The sequence below is a fragment of the Nocardia implantans genome (assembly GCF_035544775.1).
GTDB classification, from domain to species: Bacteria; Actinomycetota; Actinomycetes; order Mycobacteriales; family Mycobacteriaceae; genus Nocardia; species Nocardia implantans.
In genome coordinates, this window is sequence record NZ_JAYKYQ010000001.1 from 297,111 (window position 1) to 317,502 (window position 20,392).

21 protein-coding genes are annotated in these 20,392 nt (G+C 67.1%); 13 read left to right on the forward strand and 8 right to left on the reverse strand.

Annotated features, from left to right (window positions below; translation table 11 throughout):
• Positions 1 to 6 precede the first annotated feature (6 nt).
• The 4 genes from U3653_RS01380 (at position 7) to U3653_RS01395 (ending at position 3,271) form a co-directional block, all read left to right on the forward strand.
• A complete protein-coding gene (locus U3653_RS01380) occupies positions 7 to 1,020 on the forward strand; it encodes a 3-oxoacyl-ACP synthase III family protein (protein ID WP_195081052.1) in 1,014 nt (337 codons plus the stop codon).
• Positions 1,017 to 2,066, forward strand: coding sequence for an aminotransferase class I/II-fold pyridoxal phosphate-dependent enzyme (locus U3653_RS01385; protein WP_195080969.1), 1,050 nt, complete (start codon positions 1,017 to 1,019; stop codon positions 2,064 to 2,066). Before U3653_RS01380 ends, U3653_RS01385 begins: the two co-directional genes overlap by 4 nt.
• Before the next feature lie 344 nt (positions 2,067 to 2,410).
• Positions 2,411 to 2,830: a hypothetical protein gene (locus U3653_RS01390; protein ID WP_195080970.1), complete on the forward strand. Its 420-nt coding sequence runs from the start codon at positions 2,411 to 2,413 to the stop codon at positions 2,828 to 2,830.
• Positions 2,831 to 2,890: 60 nt separating this feature from the next.
• The gene (locus tag U3653_RS01395) at positions 2,891 to 3,271 is read left to right on the forward strand and encodes a cupin domain-containing protein (protein ID WP_195080971.1); all 381 of its coding nucleotides are present in this window, start codon (positions 2,891 to 2,893) and stop codon (positions 3,269 to 3,271) included.
• A 115-nt stretch (positions 3,272 to 3,386) separates the two neighbouring features.
• Here U3653_RS01395 and U3653_RS01400 read toward each other — a convergent pair whose 3' ends face one another.
• Positions 3,387 to 3,794 (reverse strand): SdpI family protein, encoded by a 408-nt coding sequence (locus U3653_RS01400; RefSeq protein ID WP_195044020.1) that lies wholly within the window; start codon positions 3,792 to 3,794, stop codon positions 3,387 to 3,389.
• Positions 3,795 to 3,957: 163 nt separating this feature from the next.
• On the opposite strand from U3653_RS01400, the gene leuS reads away from it, so the two are divergent.
• Complete coding sequence (leuS, locus tag U3653_RS01405) at positions 3,958 to 6,804, forward strand: leucine--tRNA ligase (protein WP_195080972.1); 2,847 nt, start codon at positions 3,958 to 3,960, stop codon at positions 6,802 to 6,804.
• A 224-nt stretch (positions 6,805 to 7,028) separates the two neighbouring features.
• Here leuS and U3653_RS01410 read toward each other — a convergent pair whose 3' ends face one another.
• Positions 7,029 to 7,718, reverse strand: coding sequence for an SDR family oxidoreductase (locus U3653_RS01410; RefSeq protein ID WP_195080973.1), 690 nt, complete (start codon positions 7,716 to 7,718; stop codon positions 7,029 to 7,031).
• Between the two features lie 228 nt (positions 7,719 to 7,946).
• Between U3653_RS01410 and ggh the strand changes: the two genes are divergently transcribed.
• Together ggh and U3653_RS01420 are read left to right on the forward strand one after the other, a co-directional pair.
• On the forward strand, positions 7,947 to 9,284 hold the full coding sequence (gene ggh / locus U3653_RS01415; protein ID WP_195080974.1) for a glucosylglycerate hydrolase: 1,338 nt from the start codon (positions 7,947 to 7,949) through the stop codon (positions 9,282 to 9,284).
• Positions 9,285 to 9,357: 73 nt separating this feature from the next.
• A complete protein-coding gene (locus U3653_RS01420; protein WP_195080975.1) occupies positions 9,358 to 10,095 on the forward strand; it encodes a glycoside hydrolase family 25 protein in 738 nt (245 codons plus the stop codon).
• A 103-nt stretch (positions 10,096 to 10,198) separates the two neighbouring features.
• Here the strand turns inward: U3653_RS01420 and U3653_RS01425 are convergent, their stop codons facing one another.
• The 5 genes from U3653_RS01425 to U3653_RS01445 all read right to left on the reverse strand — a co-directional run bounded on the left by U3653_RS01425 (position 10,199) and on the right by U3653_RS01445 (position 15,391).
• A complete protein-coding gene (locus U3653_RS01425) occupies positions 10,199 to 12,265 on the reverse strand; it encodes a PhoX family protein (RefSeq protein ID WP_195080976.1) in 2,067 nt (688 codons plus the stop codon).
• Between the two features lie 227 nt (positions 12,266 to 12,492).
• Complete coding sequence (locus U3653_RS01430; RefSeq protein ID WP_195080977.1) at positions 12,493 to 13,293, reverse strand: hypothetical protein; 801 nt, start codon at positions 13,291 to 13,293, stop codon at positions 12,493 to 12,495.
• A 92-nt stretch (positions 13,294 to 13,385) separates the two neighbouring features.
• Positions 13,386 to 13,916: a lipoprotein LpqH gene (locus U3653_RS01435; protein ID WP_195080978.1), complete on the reverse strand. Its 531-nt coding sequence runs from the start codon at positions 13,914 to 13,916 to the stop codon at positions 13,386 to 13,388.
• A 388-nt stretch (positions 13,917 to 14,304) separates the two neighbouring features.
• On the reverse strand, positions 14,305 to 14,517 hold the full coding sequence (locus U3653_RS01440) for a DUF397 domain-containing protein (RefSeq protein WP_228827495.1): 213 nt from the start codon (positions 14,515 to 14,517) through the stop codon (positions 14,305 to 14,307).
• A complete protein-coding gene (locus tag U3653_RS01445; RefSeq protein ID WP_195080979.1) occupies positions 14,501 to 15,391 on the reverse strand; it encodes a DUF5753 domain-containing protein in 891 nt (296 codons plus the stop codon). Before U3653_RS01445 ends, U3653_RS01440 begins: the two co-directional genes overlap by 17 nt.
• 252 nt (positions 15,392 to 15,643) lie before the next feature.
• Between U3653_RS01445 and U3653_RS01450 the strand changes: the two genes are divergently transcribed.
• The 6 genes from U3653_RS01450 to U3653_RS01475 all read left to right on the forward strand — a co-directional run bounded on the left by U3653_RS01450 (position 15,644) and on the right by U3653_RS01475 (position 19,701).
• Entirely contained in the window at positions 15,644 to 16,123 is a 480-nt protein-coding gene (locus tag U3653_RS01450; RefSeq protein ID WP_195080980.1) for a DNA-directed RNA polymerase subunit beta, read from the forward strand.
• A gap of 4 nt (positions 16,124 to 16,127) precedes the next feature.
• Complete coding sequence (locus U3653_RS01455; RefSeq protein ID WP_195080981.1) at positions 16,128 to 16,349, forward strand: hypothetical protein; 222 nt, start codon at positions 16,128 to 16,130, stop codon at positions 16,347 to 16,349.
• A gap of 85 nt (positions 16,350 to 16,434) precedes the next feature.
• Entirely contained in the window at positions 16,435 to 16,971 is a 537-nt protein-coding gene (locus U3653_RS01460) for a hypothetical protein (protein ID WP_195080982.1), read from the forward strand.
• Positions 16,972 to 17,391: 420 nt separating this feature from the next.
• On the forward strand, positions 17,392 to 17,868 hold the full coding sequence (locus U3653_RS01465; protein WP_195080983.1) for a hypothetical protein: 477 nt from the start codon (positions 17,392 to 17,394) through the stop codon (positions 17,866 to 17,868).
• A gap of 4 nt (positions 17,869 to 17,872) precedes the next feature.
• Complete coding sequence (locus U3653_RS01470) at positions 17,873 to 18,460, forward strand: hypothetical protein (protein ID WP_195080984.1); 588 nt, start codon at positions 17,873 to 17,875, stop codon at positions 18,458 to 18,460.
• A gap of 236 nt (positions 18,461 to 18,696) precedes the next feature.
• Positions 18,697 to 19,701, forward strand: a complete 1,005-nt coding sequence (locus U3653_RS01475; protein WP_195080985.1) for a serine/threonine protein phosphatase — start codon at positions 18,697 to 18,699, stop codon at positions 19,699 to 19,701.
• A 129-nt stretch (positions 19,702 to 19,830) separates the two neighbouring features.
• Here U3653_RS01475 and U3653_RS01480 read toward each other — a convergent pair whose 3' ends face one another.
• Complete coding sequence (locus tag U3653_RS01480; RefSeq protein WP_195080986.1) at positions 19,831 to 20,379, reverse strand: Imm21 family immunity protein; 549 nt, start codon at positions 20,377 to 20,379, stop codon at positions 19,831 to 19,833.
• Positions 20,380 to 20,392: the final 13 nt, after the last annotated feature.

Below are 20,392 nucleotides of genomic sequence, written 5' to 3' on the forward strand. Positions count from 1 at the left end.
CAACATCTGCCGCAGGTCAGTCTCGTCGACGTGGCCTCGTATCTGCCCGGAGAGCCGGTCGGCACCGAGTACTTCACCCAGTTCGCGCGCTCGGACCGGATGGCGAAGAACGTGATGTTCCGCGCGCCCAAGGGCCGCCACCACGTCGCGCGCGACGAGACCGCGGTGGACATGGTCGAGCGCGCCGTCGCACCGCTGATCGAACGCAACGGCGCCGACGCGATCGCCGAGGTCGACATCCTGATCACGCACACCCAACTGCCGGACAATCCGGTGCTCGGCTGCGGGCCGGAAGTGGCGCGACGGCTCGGCATTCGTCCGTCGTACGTCTACGACGTGCACAACGGCGGGTGCGCGGCGTTCGTGCACATGATGGCGATGGCCCGCATGATCCTGCAGACCACGCCCGCCCGCACCGCGCTGATCGCGGCGACCCAGAACTGCGCTGGACCGGTGTTCACCCAGACCGAGATCCGCAAGCTGGCGCAGGCTCCGGTGCCCGGCGACGGCTGCGGAGTCGGACTGCTCCGCAAGGACGACAGCGCGCCGATCCTCGACATCGAATGCCGGACCTATCCCGAATTCGCGGGAGACATGGACTTCTCCACCAACGGCGAGCGCAAGTACTGGGAGCCGGGCGAGGGACAGGGATGCGTCAGCTTCACCGAATCCAAGGTCACAAAGGTGTTCGCCAGGGGTAATCGGCTGGTGCCGGAAGTCGCCCTCGCGGTGTGCGATCGGATCGGTGTGCGGGGACGCGACGTGGACACGTTCGTCACCAATCAGCCGAACCGGCTGTTCCTGCGCAACTGGCACGACGCGCTGGAGTTGCCGCCGGACCGCCACCCCGACACCTTCGACTCCTGCGGGAACCTGTTCGCCGCGGGCATCCCGGTGACCCTGGACGTGGAGAACCGGGCCGGGCGGCTGCCCAACGGATCGCTGGTGCTGATGGCGGCGTTCGCGCACGCGGGCGACTTCGCGGGCGCGGCCGCCGTCCGCTGGGGAGCCGCGCGATGAGCGTGCACGTCGTCGACGGCACGCGGCCCTCCCGCAGGCACCGCGCGCCGCGGGTGCTACCGCGCTTCGACCTCACCCTGAGCGAGAACCCGTTCCCGCCGCTGCCCTCGGTGCTGCGGGCGGTGCACATGACGCTGGCCCAGGCCAACCGGTACCCGGAGTTCCTGCCGCACCGCCTGCCGCTGCTGATCGCGCGGCACCTCGGTGTGCGGGCGGATCAGGTGGTGGTCGGGTCGGGGGCGACCGGCGTGGCGCTGCAGATCCTGCAGACCCTGACCACGCCCGGAGCGGAGATCGTCTACAGCGCCCCGACCTTCGACGGGTATCCGATCATGGCCGAGATGACCGGCGTCACCGCGGTGCCGGTGCCGCTGGATGCGGCGGGGAACCAGGACCTGCGGGCGATGCGGCGGGCCGTCGACCGGCGCACCGCGCTGATCGTGGTGTGCCGTCCGCACAATCCCACCGGAACGGTCGTCCCGGCCGACGAGCTGAAGGCGTTCCTGTCCGACGTGCCCAGCCGGGTTCCGGTGGTTCTGGACGAGGCGTACGTCGAATTCCTGGGCGCCACAGAGTACGCCGACCCGCGGGCGTTGATCGCGAAGCATTCCAACCTTGTTGTGCTGCGGACTTTTTCGAAGGCGTACGGTTTGGCCGGGCTGCGCATCGGCTACGCCTTCGGTCGAACCGAGTTGATCGCGCGGATCGGCAAGCTGCAACTGCCGTTCGGGATGAGCGCGGCGGCGGTGGCCGCGGTCGCCGCCTCCTACGCCGCCGAACCCGAACTCGCCGCGCGCACCCTGCGCATCACCGAAGCGCGAGACGCACTGCGCGGCGCACTGCTGGCCCGTGGCTACGCGATTCCGGAGAGCCACGCCAACTTCCTGTACGTTCCCGGCCCCGGCGCGACCACGGCCCTGCGCCGCGCGGGCATAGCAGCCAAGTACTACGCCGACGGCAGCGCCCGCATCGCCGTCGGCGACCCGTCGTCCGACCATGCGGTGCTCCGGGCCCTGAGCGCTGACGGCTCCGGAAGCTTCATCTGACCCGGCATCGCACACATCGCCGCCACGCTGCGGGCGGCGGGTTGGTTCATCCGAACAGGGCCTGCCACACCGCTGTTCGACGGTGCGGAAGGTCCCGCCTGCGCCGATCGCCCGAAGCGTCGGTGCGGCCGGGCAGCCGAACGGTCGTATTCCCCGCTATCAATGCTGGGAATTGCGGCAGTGGGGTGGTGACGCGCCGCACCGATACGGTTAGCGGGCCACGGCATCGAACGGCACGTCCGGCGGGTCACCGTGGCATCGGCGAGAACAACCATCCTCGCTGAGATCGCTCACAGCAGCGGCCAGTGGGCGTGGTCGCGCGATGAACTATCGGAACGAGGAGAATGCTCGCCATAAAGCTGCTCGTGTGGGGCTTGGTCGCGGGGCTGCTCAGCACTGCCGCGATGGCGGTCTTCTACTCGAACCCGTGGGTGGTCCGCGTCCATACCCACCACCGGAAGACCACCCTCGCCGGGCCGGGTGAACACCCTCTGCCACGGAGTTTCACCGCGAATTTCCTGGGCACGCAGCTCGAGGCGTACGTCATGACCATCGGATACGCCTGGTTGCACCCGCTGCTGCCGATGAACGGACCGACCGGAGCCATCGCACTGGCCGCGCTCTTCGCGGCATTACGCGTCTGCGCGCCGGTGTGGGCACTGTGGATGCGGCGCGCCTATTCCCACGGCTACCTCGCCGTGGAAGTCGCCGCCGGAGTCCTCAGCAGCCTCGTCGTCACGCTCGCCCTCTACGTGCTCATGTGACGCGATCTATTCGCGCCGTTTCTGCCGGAAGCCCGCGGAGGGAGATGGTTCGATCGAGGCGTGTGGTCCGAATTCGAGGTGAACGCGCCGCCCGCCCGTGGGACGGCCAGCCGGGTCCTGTTCCGGTTCACGCTGGGACGGCGAGCGGTCATACTGCGCCAGACGCGCATCGAGCCGGGTGGCAGCAGCGGGTGGCACTACCACGACGGGACGTTGTTCGTCCTGGTCGCGCGGGGGACGCTGGATCATCCCGGCGCGGACTGCGCGCCGGTCACCTACCGGCGCTGGCGGGTGTTCCGCGAACCCAGCGGGCCGCGCTACCCGCATGTGGCGCGCAACCTCGGCACGGTGCCGGTTTTGCTGTGCGTGCTCTACTGCACGCCGGTCGGCAGTCCGCTGTCCCGCAGCGTCCCGCCGCCGGAGTGCGCGGACGCGCGATGACCAGACTCCGTTCGCGGGCTCGCAGGCATCGCGGAGTGCGGGGACGCGGGGTGACCGGCTTCAGCTCGCGGCCCGACAGGGCGTCGCGACGTGCGCGCGGGCGGGGTGATCGGCCTCAGCTCGCGGGCTGGCAGGCGTCGCGCAGCGAGCAGGCGCCGCAGGAGTTGCCGCAACCACCGGTCTGCGGCGGTGGAGCGATGGCTTCGGCCGCCTGGGCGGCGGCGTTCGCGCCCGCGCCGAGGGTGAACAGCGCGACGACGGCGGCGCAGGCCGCGACCGCCAGCGCGATGAAGCCGTCCGCGGCCAGCCCGACCAGACCGCCGGCGAACAGCAGCGCCCCGGCCGCGATCGAGGTGGGAGCGGCGACGCGGTTGGCGACGCGGAAGGTCTCGTCCGTCGACAGCGCGGCCTCGGTGTGGACACCGAAGAAACGATTGCGGGGCAATCGGCCGGTCAGCCCGAGTGCTCCGGTTGCGACGGCCACCACAGCCAGCACGAACAGGACGAGAGCGACGACGAACACTCATGCAGGCTAGCGCATCGGCGCCGCGCGCCCTCCGACGGGCGGCGACCCGGCGAACCCGGCCGCAACCGCAGGCCAGCCCGATTTTCGGTCCTGCCGACGCGACGTTCTACCCTGATAGACGAAGTTTGTCGGGGATCGGCGACCACAAGAAGGCAGGACCGTGCAAGACACACGTGCAACCGAAAGCGATGTACCTGAGCACCGGTACAACGCGGAGCTTGCCGGCCGCATCGAGCGCCGGTGGCAGCGGACGTGGGACGAACGCGGAACCTTCCATGCGCCGAACCCGGTCGGGCCGCTGTCCGGCCCGACGCCGCCGGACAAGCTGTTCATCCAGGACATGTTCCCGTACCCGTCCGGCGCGGGCCTGCACGTCGGGCATCCGCTCGGCTACATCGCCACGGACGTGTTCGCCCGCTACCACCGCATGCACGGGCGCAACGTGCTGCACGCCCTCGGCTACGACGCCTTCGGCCTGCCCGCCGAGCAGTACGCGGTGCAGACCGGCGCGCACCCGCGCGACACCACCGAGTCCAACATCGCCACGATGCAGCGCCAGCTGGACCGCCTCGGGCTCGGCCACGACCGGCGGCGCTCGTTCGCGACCACGGATCCGGAGTACTACCGCTGGACGCAGTGGATCTTCCTGCGGATCTACAACGCCTGGTACGACACGGAGCTGAACCGGGCCCGCCCGATCGCCGAGCTGGAAGCCGAGTTCGCGTCGGGTGCGCGGGCCGTGCCCGAGGGCAAGTCCTGGGACGCGATGCAGGCCGCCGAGCGGAACGCGCTGCTGGACTCGTATCGCCTGGTCTATCAGACCGATTCGATGGTCAACTGGTGCCCCGGCCTGGGGACCGTGCTGGCCAACGAGGAAGTCACCGCCGACGGCCGCAGTGAACGCGGCAACTTCCCGGTGTTCCGTAAGCGGCTGCGGCAGTGGATGATGCGCATCACCGCCTACTCCGATCGCCTGGTCGACGACCTGGAGCGGCTGGACTGGCCGGAGAACGTCAAGGCCATGCAGCGCAATTGGATCGGGCGATCTCGCGGCGCGCAGGTGAAGTTCGACGCCGACGGCGAGCAGATCGAGGTCTTCACCACCCGCCCCGACACCCTGTTCGGCGCCACCTACGTGGTGCTCGCGCCGGAACACGAACTGGTCGACAAACTGACCGCCGCCGCCTGGCCGGCCGGAACCGACCCCAGGTGGACCAACGAGGGGGCCGCCACACCGGCCGAGGCCGTAGCGGCCTACCGCAAGTCGATCGCGGCCAAGTCCGACTTGGAGCGCCAGGAGAACAAGGAGAAGACCGGCGTCTTCCTGGGCAATTACGCGATCAACCCGGCCAACGGCGCGGCCGTGCCGATCTTCATCGCCGACTATGTGCTCAGCGGCTACGGCACCGGCGCCATCATGGCCGTCCCCGGGCACGACCATCGCGACTGGGAATTCGCGTCCGTGCTCGGCCTGCCGATCGTCGAGGTGATCAGCGGCGGCGACCTGGAGCAGGGCGCCCACGCGGGCGAAGGCACGCTGGTGAACTCGGACTACCTCGACGGCATGTCCGTCGAGGAGGCGAAAGCGGCGATGATCGCCCGGCTAGAGGCCGACGGCCACGGCAAGGGCACCATCCAGTACAAGCTGCGCGACTGGTTGTTCGCCCGCCAGCGCTACTGGGGCGAGCCGTTCCCCATCGTGTACGACGAGCAGGGCGCGCCCCACGCGCTGCCGGAATCCATGCTGCCGGTGCTGCTGCCCGAACTGGACGATTTCGCCCCGGTGACCTTCGATCCCGACGACGCGAATTCCGAACCCTCCCCGCCGCTGGCCAAGGCGAGCGACTGGGTGGAAGTCGAACTGGATCTCGGCGACGGACCGAAGCGCTACCGCCGCGACACCAACGTCATGCCGCAGTGGGCTGGCAGCTCCTGGTACGAGATCCGCTACGCCGACCCGACCAACACGCAGACGTTCTGCGCCAAGGAGAACGAGGCGTACTGGCTCGGCCCGCGCACCGATGTCGGCGGGCCGAACGATCCGGGCGGCGTCGACCTGTACGTCGGCGGTGTCGAGCACGCGGTGCTGCACCTGCTCTACGCCCGGTTCTGGCAGAAGGTGCTGTTCGACCTGGGTGACGTGTCCGCGAGCGAGCCCTATCGGCGGCTGTTCAACCAGGGCTACATCCAGGCGCACGCCTACACCGACGAGCGCGGCGCGTACGTGCCCGCCGCCGAGGTCGTCGAGCGCGACGGCAAATTCTTCTGGACCGACGCCGCCGGCGCCGAGATCCAGGTGCGCCAGGAGTACGGCAAGATCGGCAAGTCGCTGAAGAACGCCATCTCCCCCGACGAGATGTGCGATCTGTACGGCGCCGACACCTTCCGCTTCTACGAGATGGCGATGGGTCCGCTGGACACCTCACGCCCGTGGGCGACCAAGGACGTCGTCGGCGCGCACCGGTTCCTGCAGCGCGTGTGGCGTCTGGTGGTGAACGAGGAGACCGGCGCGGTGCGGGTCACCGACGCGGCCGCGAGCGAGGAGACGCTGCGCCTGCTGCACAAGACGATCGCAGGCGTGGACGAGGATTTCGCCGCGCTGCGCGACAACACGGCGGGCGCCAAGCTGATCGAGCTGACCAACCACCTGACCAAGAGCTACCCCGACGGTGCGCCGCGCTCGGTGGTGGAGCCGCTGGTGCTGATGCTGGCGCCGCTGGCCCCGCACATCGCCGAGGAGCTGTGGGAACGTCTGGGCCACACCGGCTCGCTGGCGCACGGCCCCTTCCCGGTGGCCGATCCCGCACTGCTGGTGGAGGAGTCGGTGGAGTACCCGATCCAGGTGAACGGCAAGGTGCGCAGCCGGATTCAGGTGGCGGCCGACGCGGACAACGCGGCGATCGAGGCGGCCGCGCTGGCCGACGAGAAAATCGCCGCGCTACTCAACGGAGCCGCGCCGCGCAAACTGATCGTCGTCCCGGGCCGCTTGGTGAACATCGTCGCCTGACGCGTCGGCGCGTGTGACCGTGGACTGGTTGCGCTCTTCGGCCGAGATCGATACGGCCGGAGCGCGACCCCGGCGACGTGCGCGCCGACAGCCGTGCGCACGGTTCGGCCGAGAGAGCGCCCGCCGGTGTGACCGCGATCAGGACGGCCGCAGCACACCCTGACGGGCTACGCGCCGACGGGCGAACATTTCGGCTACGTGAGCGCCCGCCGGTGCATCAGCGATCAGTACGGCCGCAGGACAACCTCGGTGGGATGCGCGTCGCGCGGTGTGTCGATGGCGGTGCGCACCGTGTACGCCACGGTCTCCGGTGTGAGGAAGTCCTCGGGCCGGTACTCGCGCCCCTCGCCCGCGATGATCGCCCGCTGCATATCGGTGTCGATGCGGCCGGGATGGATCGAGGTGACCCGCAACTCCGGCTCCTCTAGGCGCAACGCGTCGCCGAAGGCGCGCAGTCCGAACTTGCTCGCCGCGTAGGAGGCCCAGCCCGCGTTGGCGCGCAGCCCCGCACCCGAGTTGATCAGCACCACGTGACCCTGGCCTTCCCGCAGCGCGGGCAGCAGCAGCCGGGTGAGTTCGGCGACCGCGATAACATTGGCTTCCAATGTGTTTCGCCACTGCTCGACTGTGGATTCCGCGATCGTGCCGAGATCGGCGATGCCCGCGTTGTGCACCAGCACATTCAGGCTCCGGATCGGCGCGACAGCCTCGGCGAGGGCGGCGTAGTCGGTCAACTCGACCGGCCAGCCCCGCGCGCCGGGCAACTCGGCGAGGATGCCACGCAGCGACTGCGCCGATCGCGCACCGAGCAGCAGATCGTGGGTCGGCGCGAGTTCCCTGGCGATCGCGGCGCCGAGGCCGCGACTGGCGCCGGTGATCAACGCGGTCGGTTTCGAGGACGCGACGGAACTCATGGGCCCCACCGTAACCGGCTGGGCGAAGAAGGCGTAAAAACCCGTAGCACTGGACGAACGACTAGCGCTGCGGGCCGCATCGGGGCGAGAATCTCGGGCAGCGAATCACGGACGGGGCGTGCGAAAGTGAGAACCGCCGAACACGAAGCGGCCACAGGCCGATCGGATGGTGATGAAACGGACACCGCTGAGCGGGCATATCTGCGGGTGACATCGCAGAATAAGGGGATGGCGCATCCGGGCTTCACCCCCACCCAGCTCGCGGCCCGCGCTGCCTACCTGCTGCGCGGTAACGACCTGGGCACCATGACCAGCGCGGCGCCCCGGCTGTACCCGCACATGTGGAGCTGGGACGCGGCGTTCGTCGCGGTCGGCCTCGCGCCGTTGAGCGTGGAGCGCGCCGTGATCGAGCTGGACACCCTGCTGTCCGCGCAGTGGAAGAACGGCATGATCCCGCACATCGTCTTCGCCAACGGCGTGGACGGCTACTTCCCCGGCCCGGCCCGCTGGGAATGCCGCAAGCTGGCGGCCAACGCGCCGGACGGTCCGGACACCTCCGGGATCACCCAGCCGCCCGTGCACGCCATCGCGGTGCAGCGCATCCTGGATCATTCGCGCAGGCACGGCCGCAGCACCAGGTCGGTGGCCGAGGAGTTCCTCAATCGGCGCTGGCCGGATCTGGTGCGCTGGCACCGGTGGCTGGCGCACGCTCGCGACCCCAAGGAGACCGGCCGCATCACGCTGTACCACGGCTGGGAGTCCGGGATGGACAACTCGCCGCGCTGGGATCGCGCCTACGAGCACGTGGTCCCCGGCGACCTGCCGCCCTATCGCCGCGAGGACGTGCTGGTGGTCTCCGATCCGACCCAGCGCCCGACCGACCGGGAGTACGACCGCTACTTGTGGCTGGTCGAGCAGATGCGCCGAGCCGGTTACGACGACTATCAGCTCGCCTCGACCATGAGCTTCGCCGTCGAGGACGTGTTCGTCACCGGGATCTTCGCGCTGGCCTGCGAGGTCCTGGCCAATATCGGCGAGGAGTACAAGCAACCGCACGCCGACGTGCGCGATCTCTACGCGTGGGCCGACCGGTTCCGCGCGGGAGTCGTGGCGACGACCGACGCGCGCACCGGCGCGGCCCGCGACTTCGACGTGCGGTTGCAGCGCTGGATCAACACCGAGACGCTTTCGATGTTCGCGCCGCTGCTGTGCGGCGGTCTGCCGCGCGACACCGAGCGCGCGCTGCTGCGCCTGTTCGAGGGTCCGCGCTTCTGCGGTCACCCGGATCTGCGCTACGCGCTGCCGCCCTCCACCTCGCCGGTGTCCAAGGATTTCCGTTCCCGCGAGTACTGGCGTGGGCCGGTGTGGCCGGTGATGAGCTGGCTGTTCTCGTGGGTCTTCGCCCGGCGCGGTTGGGCCGAGCGTTCCTTCATGCTGCGCGCCGAGGGCCTGCGCCAAGCCAGCGACGGCAGCTTCGCGGAGTACTACGAGCCGTTCACCGGGGAACCGCTCGGCAGTATGCAGCAATCTTGGACGGCGGCGTCGGTGCTGGATTGGCTGGGGTGAGAGCACAGAAGAGCTCTGACACCCCAGCTGTCACACTGGTAACGGCCAGAGCGAATGGCTATCGTCCTCCGGCATGGGCATCTGGAGGTCGACCACCCGCCGCGGCGCGGCGCTGTCACTGCTCACGCTGTCCGGCGTTCTCGTCGCCACGCTACCGGCGACCGCGACGCCGACCGGTCCGGACGTCTCTTCCTGGCAGCACACCGACGGCACCCTGATCGACTGGTTCGCCGTCAAACGTTCCGGCCACGACTTCGCGATGGTCAAGGCCACCGAGGGGCTGAACTACATCAACCCGTACTTCGTGCCCGACAGCCTGCTGATGCGCGCGGCCGGAATGGCGCGGGGCACCTACCACTACGCCAGGCCCAACCTGCCGCCCGAACCGCAGGCCGCGCTGTACGCGGCGGTGGTGCTGGGCCAGAACGGGCCGCTCGATCTGCCGCCGGTGCTGGATCTCGAGGTCACCGGCGGTCTCGCCCCGGCCGCCCTGATCGACTGGACCCGCCGCTACCTGAACACCGTGGAAACGCTCACCGGCCGCGTCCCGATCGTCTACACCTATCCCGTCTTCTGGCGCACCGCGATGGCCGACACCCACGAGTTCGCCCAGTACCCCCTGTGGATCGCCGACTATCGCGGCAACTCGCAACCCGAGGTCCCCGGCGGCTGGTCCACTTGGACGTTCTGGCAGACCACCGACAGCGGCGCGATTCCGGGCATCGAGGGCCGCGTCGACCTCAACGTCTACAGCGGCGCCCAAGGCGGTTTCGCCGGCTACGCCAACATGGGCGGCACCGGCAGCGGATAGGAGTGAGGCCGCTACCCGCCCAGTCGGGTAGCGGCCTCACTCGCGGGGAGAGCCGCGGAGAGTGGCCGTGGTTGCAGGGGGCCGGAGCGCCGCGGCTGCGGTATCAGACCCCGATGCGGCCGCCTGCCTTCTTCCAGACCGCCACGACCGAGGGGCGCGGCTGGGCCGTGCCGCCGTCGGGCCAGTGCGACAACGGGTTGTCCGGGGTGGCATCGTCGGCCTCGCCGGGATGCTGCACGCACACCATGACCCGCGCCTCGCTGACCACCGGGCCGCAGGTCTCCGCACCGCGCGGAACGGTGAGGAACTGCTTGGTCTGGCCGCGATTCGGGCCGTCGAGCACCACGGAGAACAATCCGTCGTTCGACTTCAGCGCGTTGCCGTCGGTGGCGATCCACAGGTTGCCGTACGGATCGAAGGCCAGGTTGTCCGGACAGGAGATCGGACTCACCTTGGACTTGTCGTAACCGGCGAAGTAGGTGTCGGCCGCCGCGGGATCGCCGCAGACCAGCAGCAGCGACCAGGTGAACGTGGTGCCGGTGTGGTTGTCATCGATCTCCAGGATCTGGCCGTTCTTGTTCAGCTTACGCGGATTCGCCTCGTCCGGCCCCTGCTTTCCTTCCGCGCCGCGGTTGTCGTTGTTGGTCAGCGCCACGTACACCTTGCCGGTGTAGGGGCTGGCCTCGAAGTCCTCCGGGCGGTCCATCTTGGTGGCGCCCACCTTGTCGGCTGCCAGGCGGGTGAACACCGCCACCTCTTCCGCGCTCATACCGTCGACCAGCGACTTGCCCTTGCCGTCCGCGCCGGTCTCCAGCAGTGGAATCCACTGGCCGGTGCCGGTGAAGCCCTTCTCGGACGGCTCGGCGCCGGTGCCGTCGATCTTGTCCGCGTGATCGCCCGTGAGCTTGGCGACATACAGCGTGCCCGCGTCCAGGATGGTCAGGTTGTGCCGCATGCTCGCCGCTCCGGTGCCCGGCTGGATCTTGCGCGAGGACACGAACTTGTACATGTATTCGAACTTCTCGTCGTCACCGGTGTAGGAGACGACGTCGCCGTTCTTCGTGACATAGATGGTGGCGGCCTCGTGCTTCACCCGGCCCATCGCGGTGTGCTTGATCGGCGTCGAGTTCGGGTCCCACGGATCGACCTCGATGACGTACCCGAAGCGGTTGGCCTCGTTGGGTTCCTGCGCCAGGTCGAAACGCTTGTCCGCGCGCTCCCACAGGTTGGCGGTCTTGCCCGCGGCGAAACCGTAGCGCTTCAGGCGCGCCGCGGCGGCGGGCTCGATCACCTTGTCGGCGTTGGCGAAGTAGCCGTGGAAGTTCTCCTCACCCGACAGCACGGTGCCCCACGGCGTCAGGCCGCCGGAGCAGTTGGCGAAGGTGCCGAGCACCTTGGTGCCGGTCGGATCGGCCGAGGTCTTCACGAATTCGCTGCCCGCGGCGGGACCGGTCAGCTTGAACTCGGTGGTCGCGGTGATCCTGCGGTTGTACTTGCCGAAGACGGGAACCAGCTTGCCGGAGCCGGATTCGCCCTTGACCTCGACCACGCTCAAGCCGTGCGCGGCCATGGTGACCGCGATCTGCTCGTCGGTCGGCGCGTCCTTGTTGTAGCCGCGGAACATGTGCGGGCTGGTGGTGTACTCGTGATTGACCACCAGCAGGTAGCCGTTGGCCTGGCCCTCGATCGGCAGCAGAGCGGCGAAGTCGTTGTTGTAGCCGAACTGCCTTGCCTGCGCGGCGGCGGTCTGCTTGTCGAAGTCGAAAGCGGGCGCGTCCGGGAACAGCGGATCGCCCCAGCGGATCACGACGGCCTGCTCATAGCCGTCCGGGATCACCACGGCGTCTTCTTTGTTCGGCGCGACGGCCGCGAAGTCGGTGCCGGTTCCGGGCGGCCCCGCGGGCGAGGTGGAGCCTACGGTGGTCGGCTCATCGTCGTCACCGCAGGCCGCGAGGACGCTGCCCGCGCCGACCGCGAGCACGGCGGCCGCGCCGCCCTTGATCAGTCCGCGCCGGTTCAGCGAGCTGACGATGTCACCGAAGTAGGCGCCCGAAGAAGTGTTCGGCGCCTCGTGGAAGCACGCGTTCGCGCACTTGTACTCACATGTCACGGCAGCGCGCGACGACTGTCCGTCGTGCTTCACGAAAAGGGCGAGTGGCTGAAGACTCACGGTGACTCCTGGGTTGGGCCGATGGCCGCACGGTAAACCATCCGGACCATCCGGAAGGGACGACAAAGTGAACAACCGCCCAACTAGGTAACCCTCGAATTGCCGAACCGCCAGGCCTGGGAACAGACGAAAGCCGCGCCGATTCGATGATCTCGAATCGGCGCGGCGTCGGTGTCGAAAGGTGGCTGCCTCGTTTTCGGTGAAACCGGCCCGGACCGGCTCACCCATCAGGCGTTCACCGGAAGGGCGATGACGACCTCGCTCTCGTTCTCCGGCAGGTAGTGCGCCCGCACGACGCGACCCACCTGCACCTGCCCGACGCTGGCGGGGGCGAGGAACTTCGTCACCCGGGTGGAGAAGCTCGACCCGTCCGGCCGGGTGACCACCAGGCCGAGCCCGACCTCGGAGTGCCCGTCGCGGATGTTGCCGGTGACCGACAGCGACTGCACCACCGCCTGGGTGGCGATGCCGCGCTCGGCGATGTCGAGCTTGTGCCGCGTGGTGATGCCCTTGCGGATCAGGGACTCGTTCATCGCGTTCTGCGCGGCGGAGGCGTCGCCGGACAGGTCGACCTCGACCCGGTCGGTCCGGCCGGGAAGGTAGCGCACGGGCAGCACCACCCCGGCGCGCAGCAGGGCCAGCTCGGTGAACGGCACGATCATCTTCGCGGAGGAGTGGAAGATCTTGCCGTCCGCGCCTTCGACGCTGAACTCGACATGGACCTGCGGCTGGTCGTTGACCGTGACCCCGGTCTGCCGCACCGATCGGACGGTGCCGAGGCCGGTGAGTCCGTCGCGGAATTCCGCGCTGTTGCGGCCGGTCAGCGCGCTCATGATGCCTTCACCGGTGAACGCGAAGACCATGGGAACCAAGGTGAGCGCGATGATCGGCAGCGCCATCTCGAAGCCGAGCCAACCCATTCCGGCGGGCTCCCATTCGCTGGTGGGCACGTAGGTGACGGCGTGGTAGACGTAGTAGCCGATCGCGGCGGCGCCGAGGGCGAGGGCGATCAGACGGATCTTGTTCATGACGTTTCCTTTTGGTGTTCGAGAGATTCGCCGCGCCCCGTCATCCCGGATAGTCCGGGATGACGGGGGCGGATCGGGGTGCATTGCGGCGATCAGGCGCCGACGATGGACGAGCAGGCGAAGGTGATGTCGAACTTCGACGTCTTCGGCCCGGCCAGCGGGTTGGTCAGGTCGGGGGCGCCGACGCCCTCGCCGGTGACCTTGAACGTGTTGCCGTCCTTGACGACCTTCGAGGAGCCGCCCGGCATGCCGTTGCCGAAGCCCACCGCGTAAGGCAGGCCGTTGTCGCCGCCCTTGCTGCCCGCGATCGCGACCGCCTGCACGGTGTTCGAGTCGGTGATGGTCGCGCTCACCGAGAGGTTGCCGTAGGCGGAGTTCGCCGTGTCGGTCAGCGCGAGCGCCAGCGTGCCGCCCTGCTTGGCGCAGGTGGTGTCGAACTTCGCGTCGAAGGTCTTGCCGTCGACCGAAGCGACCGACTTCCCCGCCGGAGCGGCCGGCTGCGCCGAGGACGGCGCGGGCGCGGCGGGCGAGCTGCCCTTGCTGTCACCGCATCCGGTGAGCACGGCCACCGCGGCGGCGGCGGCGAAAGCGGCGGCGGCAATGCGGAGCGAAGTGGCGTTCATGGTCTGTGTCCTTGTCGTTCGAGGGGCGAAGCCCCTGGTCCTGTTCTCCGGCCCTCCTGTTGGGCCGTTGAGAAAAAGGTACGAACGATTCGCCCCCTACCGATCCCAGGTTTTCCGCATTTTCGCTGGTAGAGGACTCGCACCCCCACGCAACCCCCGCCCAGCCGCCCTCGAACGCGACGGCACCAAGCCACCCGGCCCTGCCGTCGAGTGGCACATGGCTGTGGCATTTCGCGAGAAGAGGTCTCCACCGTGTGCCGCTGATCTTGATGTGCGCCGGTCTTGCTTGGCGGCTGCCTCGGTCGCGACTGTTCGATCGACAGGTACAACGAGAACGGCCCGGCCCCTGTCCCAAGGACAGCGGGCCGGGCCGTGGTGATCGCCAGTGCTACGGGCGCTTGAACTCGCCGTCGTTCACGCCGGCGGTGAAGGCGTCCCACTCACCGGGGGTGAACACCAGCGCCGGGCCGGTCGGATTCTTCGAGTCGCGGACGCCGACCTGACCGCCGTCAAGAAACGCCACCTCGACGCAATCCTTCGACCCGCTGCTGCGGCCACTCTTGAACCACTTGGCACCGGATAGGTCAACGTGCACTGTCATACTCCTTTTCGATCTTGGAGATGAGGGCTCGACTGCCTGCCTCATCCAGCGCCAGACGGTCCAGTTCGGCGCAGGCTTGACGGTACTGCCGGACCTCGTCTGCGCTCTCAAGGTACAAGTCGCCCAGGAAACCTTGCACATAGACCACAGGTGGCACCGTCAAATCTGCGGTCGGGTGGCGCGGAAACTCCAACAGCACGAATATGCCGACCAGCAGAGCGCGGTAGGCACCCACTGTCGTCGGCACAACACGAATCGATACGTTCGGCAACTGTCCGACCTCCAGCAAGTGTCGGAGCTGGGCAGTCATGATCGCGGTGTTGCCTGTCGTGCGCCGAAGCACGGATTCATCGACAAACACGTTCAAGGTGAGGGGATTGCGTTCGTCGGTGAGCCGTGATCGGCGTTTGAGTCCGACCTGCAACATGCGTTCGGCATCCTCGGCAGGCTTGTTCGGAAACTCCGTCCAGATCAGCGCCCGCTTGTACTCCTCAGTGTGCAGCAGGCCCGGCAAGAACGTCGTCTGGTACGAGGTGATCCGGTTGGCTGCATCTTCTAGGCCGACGAACAGGTTGAAGTCTTTCGGAATCGTGTCTTCGGTAAATGCCTGCCACCAACCCTTCGCGCCCTTGGTTTCCTTGACCAGCTCCAGGACAACCTGAGTCTCCTTCTCGGTGGCGTTGTAGAGCTGACACAGTCGCTCGATCAGGACCGGGTTGAAGCGGACGGGTTGACCCGTCTCCATCTTCCAGATCGTTGATCGAGCCGAGGCGATCGCAGCAGCTGCGGCCTCTCTCGTGATGTCGGCGCGCTCGCGCAGCGTCTCCAGCTGCATGCCGAGCATGCGCCGCGCGATTGTGGAATCCGTTGCCATCTCGACCTTTCGGAGTGCGTTGCAACTCGAACAAGGATGCAACAACAACTAAAACAGCGCCAGATTTTTGGAAACGTTCGCGCTGAAATCGTCGCAGCAAGCAGGGTTGTGGGTGTCTCCTTGGTAGCGCGCCCGGTGGCGTGAGTAGGTGACGGCGATCTTCCACTCACGTTCCCGACGCCGGTCACTCCCCAGCCTGGCTGGCCGGGCCGGGCGCACCTAACCGCCTTCGATGTGAGTTGAGGTCTGCCGATGGATGAAGGAGCGTTCGGGGACACACCGCTGTCCCGCTGCATGTTCTATCGCAGGGATTGCGGTTTCAATGCCGTGATCGATCCGCCGGAACTCGGCCGGATCGTGATGCGCGCCGGGTCGGTGTGGGCGGTGACCATGCCCAGCAGGTTGGGCCGAGCGGTGAAAGCGCACATGCAGAGCGGCGGCGGCGCGCTCGGACCCATTGTCGGGCATCCGCGTTCGGGTCGCTGGACGTTCCTTGTCCGTCCCGACATCGAAGACGACGACGTCAAGCTGTTCGCCGAGATGTTCCGCCGGGACGTGAGCATCGCGCGCGAGGGAGCCGTCATCGCGCTTCCCTCCCCTAGCCCGAACGGCTCCATCCGGCAATGGGTTGTTCCGGCTCGCAACGCTTTCCTTCCGTCCGGCCATGCTGTCGTCGAGGCCGTACGGGCGTGGTCCGAAGTGGTTCCCCAGGCCCCGCGCTATGGCCGGTAGCGCAATGCTGCCTGTGCTCATCGCCTTCGGGGTCGTCTCGTGGCTCGCGATCTGCTTCTTCGTGAGCACGGCGATCCTCGAGTACCGCGTCACCCGCGCGGAAAAGCTCTATCTGGAACTCGCAGCGAATCGATCAGTTCCATCCGATGCCGATATCGAGCGCTTGTGTGACCTCACCGAACCGCGCCGCGATCCGTGGGTGCGCCCGGATCTGATCTCGGCGTAAGCGGCCGTCGCTCCACCGCAACAGGCACATAACTCCGCAGTTCTCTCGCGGCTCCACGCCGCCGTCTCGTGGGAGGTGTTCACCAATGGCCGTCGAGGGCGATGCCGAGATCGACGCCGAGTCCAACGGGCCGTGCTACGACACCAACGTTCTCGCCCGGACCCTTTCCTGGTTGGACCACAACAACCCGCACTGGCCGATGCAGAGCTACGAGGCCGCGCGCACGGCCTACCACCATCACCAAGACTGCCCACCGATGACGTGCGCCACCTACATTGCGGCGCTCTACAAAATCAGGAAATGGACTGCTGTCGAGAACGATTCCGATGTCCCTCGGCAGCGAGTGATCATGCAAACCACGCGATCCACCGCACGGCGCGAATACAAACCGGCCCTCGACAACACCCGGGAACAACTGTCACCCCACCCGGAGCAGCCGGACGTACGCCTGGCGGTAGTGATCGACGGCCACCGCCTGGACTTCGCCGCCTGCCTCACCTCCGCCCTATGGTTCCTCCAAGAACAGCACCGGCGACGATTCGTCGACTCCGTAGAGGTGATCCCCGGCGACACAACCGGCTTACGCCGCTTGCCGAACGAAAGACTCTACGACGGACCCTGAATCAGTGGTACACCCGGCAACAGCTCAGCATGACCGAGCAGTTCCTCGCCTGCGGTGTCCACAGTGCCCACCGTTGAAGATTGCCGCGACGGCGCTGGCCGCGCTCGGACAGATTAGAAGCCTTCGTCAGCTGCCTTGCCAGGCTGATGGATGCCGCAGGTCAGAGCGATCGCACGCGGGTCGGTTCAGCGAAGCGCCGTCCGACGGACATTGCTGCGCGGGCCGGTTGCGGAGCCGTCCACGGCGAACGCGTGACACATAAATTACGTTGTGCTGGAACCGATCGCGATCTGCGTGCGTCCAAAGATATCGACTGCCTTTCTTCACAGGCCGGGGGGGTGTCTCGTACTCGGGGTGACGCGTATCCGGTGCCGGGATAGGCGAGTCGATTCATGTTTCGACGAAGCAGGGGGATATCCCATGAAGGTTCGCAATGACCAATCAGCTGCGCCGACAAGCCGAGTCGGTCGAACGCTTCTCTTCGCAACGACACTGGCGATCGCTATGATCGCGAGCGTGCTGACCTCCGGTTCCGCACAAGCGTCGTATCAGCCGTGCACCAACTACAGAGTCACCACCCAATGGGGCCGAGTCGAAGTCGACACCAGGCCGAAGGACAGAGACCCCATCGGCAACATCGCATGGGCCATGTTCCTCAACAACATCGCCGACATCCCGGGCAGGTACGACTACCAGATATTGGTCAACGGCAGGGCCATCGAGACGGACAACAGGTTCAAGGACGACAACTTTCACATGTCCATCCCAAGGTATTTGGATGGGCGTTATCGGTATGAGTCTGGGGATGAAATCCAGGTCATCGCCTCTCACGCCGCGGGCAAGAACCTGTACGTGACCCCCATCAACCGCTGCACCGTCCCCTACACGGCAGGATAGTTACATGGGTCAGGAAATTTCGAGGCGAGGCGCCGACCTGCTGGCGGCCGACATCGAGTCGGCTCTCGGCTTCGAGGTACACATCGATGAAACGATCCCTGAGCGCCTTCGCCGACTACCTGATCCACCGGGGTGGCGTATCGAGTTCACCGTCCCCGACTTGAGCGTCGTGGTCGGCACCACGCCCGTCGAGAGCACACCCAACGGTGTGGCGTGCAGACTGGCGCGGGAAGTCCACGACGACATCCTGTCCCGCAGTGGAAAGATCTGGCCCGCCGACCCCGCGGGTGGGGACCAGCCGTTGCTCCCCACTCTCGACGGATGGCGTGGGCCGGGTGGCTTGATACCGTTCGGGCAGGTCAAGACAGCCAAGGATCCTGATCCCAGCCTCGACGGCGTGGTCCGATGGTGGCTGCCCGACACCTACGACGGACTCATCGCCAGCCACTCCGGCGACGTATGGTTCTCCTTCTGGCAATACCAGGGCGACGAACAACTCATCACGCCGGACATGCCGGTGACATGGGTCGTCGGCGAAGGCGGGCACGGAAAGTACCGCAAGGCAGACGAAGTCCGGCCGGCTCAACCGTAGCCCAGTGTTCGGTCGGTATGCCGCCGACTGCGAGGGCAGACCAGCGAGAACGAGGCTTTTCGGCCTGGATATGGGCGACTTCACGCGATCGTCGCAACCTCCCGATCAGGAGGTTGCGACGAGCGTGTTGCTTTCGCAAGAGCGTGGAGTTTCCGTGATCAGGTTGTGCTGGACGGCCGGTATCTCGGGGCCTACGGCTACCCAGGTAGAACCCGGGCCGGTGCCACAATCGTGTAATGACAGCCGCCAGAATGGCCCTCCATCAACGGCTTTCGGTGTCCCTGGCTTCGCGCAGCGATGCCGAACTCGCTGAGCTCGTAGACACCGGTCGAGTCACGAGCCTGGGTGTGGGCGGCGGTACGGCGGTCATCGATGTCGACGGTGCGCCGGTGTTCACCAAGCGAATCCCCCTGACCGACCGGGAGCTCGCCGAGCCGGGTTCCACAGCGAACCTCTTCGACGTGCCGCTGTTCTGCCAGTACGGCATCGGCGGCCCAGGCTTCAGTGCATGGCGGGAGCTGGCCGCGAACATCATCGTCACCGACGGCGTTCTGGCCGGAGAGACGCAGTCGTTCCCGGTGCTCTACCACTGGCGGGTGCTGCCCGGCCGGTCGCCGGTCGCAGCCGAACACGCCGACATCGACACGGTGGTCGCCGCCCAGGGCGGCTACCCCACCGTGCGGACCCGTCTCGAAGCGCTGGCCGCCGCACCGTCCAGTCTCGTGCTGTTCTGCGAATACATCCCACACCCGATAGCGGACTTGCTGCGAGAGGACCCGGCCGACAAGGCCGCCACAGTCGAACGGCAGTTCTCAGAGATCGTGGCGTTCCTGCGCGATCGGAAGTTGCTGCACATGGACTGGCACTTCGGCAACTTACGCACCGACATGGAGCGCATCTATCTCAGCGACTTCGGGCTGGCGACCTCGCCGCGATTCGACCTGTCAGCCGCCGAGCGCGACTTCGTAGAACGCCACGCCACTCATGACGCCAGCTACTCCGCCATGCGACTGGTCAACTGGCTGGTGACCGAAGTCTGCGGAGTGCCGATGCCGTCCAGCGGCGGCCCCGTCGCCCGCAACGAGTACGTCCGCCAATGCGCCACCGGCCACATCCCGGATGACGTACCACCAGCCGTGGCCGCGATCCTGACCCGCCACGCACCTGCCGCCGCGAAGCTGAACGCCTTCTTCTGGAAACTTTTCGACGGCGACATGCACGCCGCGTACCCCGGCGCGTGAACGACTGGAGACCTTTCTACGTTTTTCGCTTTCGCCCTGAGCAACCTTGTCGACCACGACGCCGCCTCCGCGATTTCGCCCTGTCCCCGCGTGAGCATGAGATATGGACAAGATCCGCGGATCAGTAGGTCAGGCAACGTCCGTTCCGGTGGTGTCGTCGAGGTGCTTGTCGACGGTTGGCTGGAGCTGAGCGAGGATCATCCAGTTGTTCGGGTTCTTGATGTAGGTTGCCCGGACTCGGTAACGCCCTGGATCGAGGGCGATGTGGAGCTGGTTGTCGAGTTCGATCTCAGTTCCCGGCCAGGCCGAGTCGAAAAGCACGACGGATTCTCGTATCTCCCAGATGAGGTCTTCGCCTTGATCCCATGTGATGTGTTCTTGTAATGCTTGCTGCGCTGCGGCGACGAGTTCTGCTTCGGAGTCTGCCGCTGCCCATCGCAGGAACGTCCGCTCGGCTGGGAGATATGTCGTGCGAGCGGGTTGGTCTCCAAGGACCAATGCCTGCTGCGAGCCGACTGTGACCAGGCCGATGTACCCCTCAACCGAGCAGGCTCGGCCGTAGTCGCCCCACGTTTCTACGGGTCCGTCCATGTCGGCTGTGCCGCCCCAGTGGCCAAGTTCTGATTCGGGGGCGATCAGCAGGGGGCCTCCAGCGGACTCGACCCAGGTGTAAAGCATGACGGCTCACTCT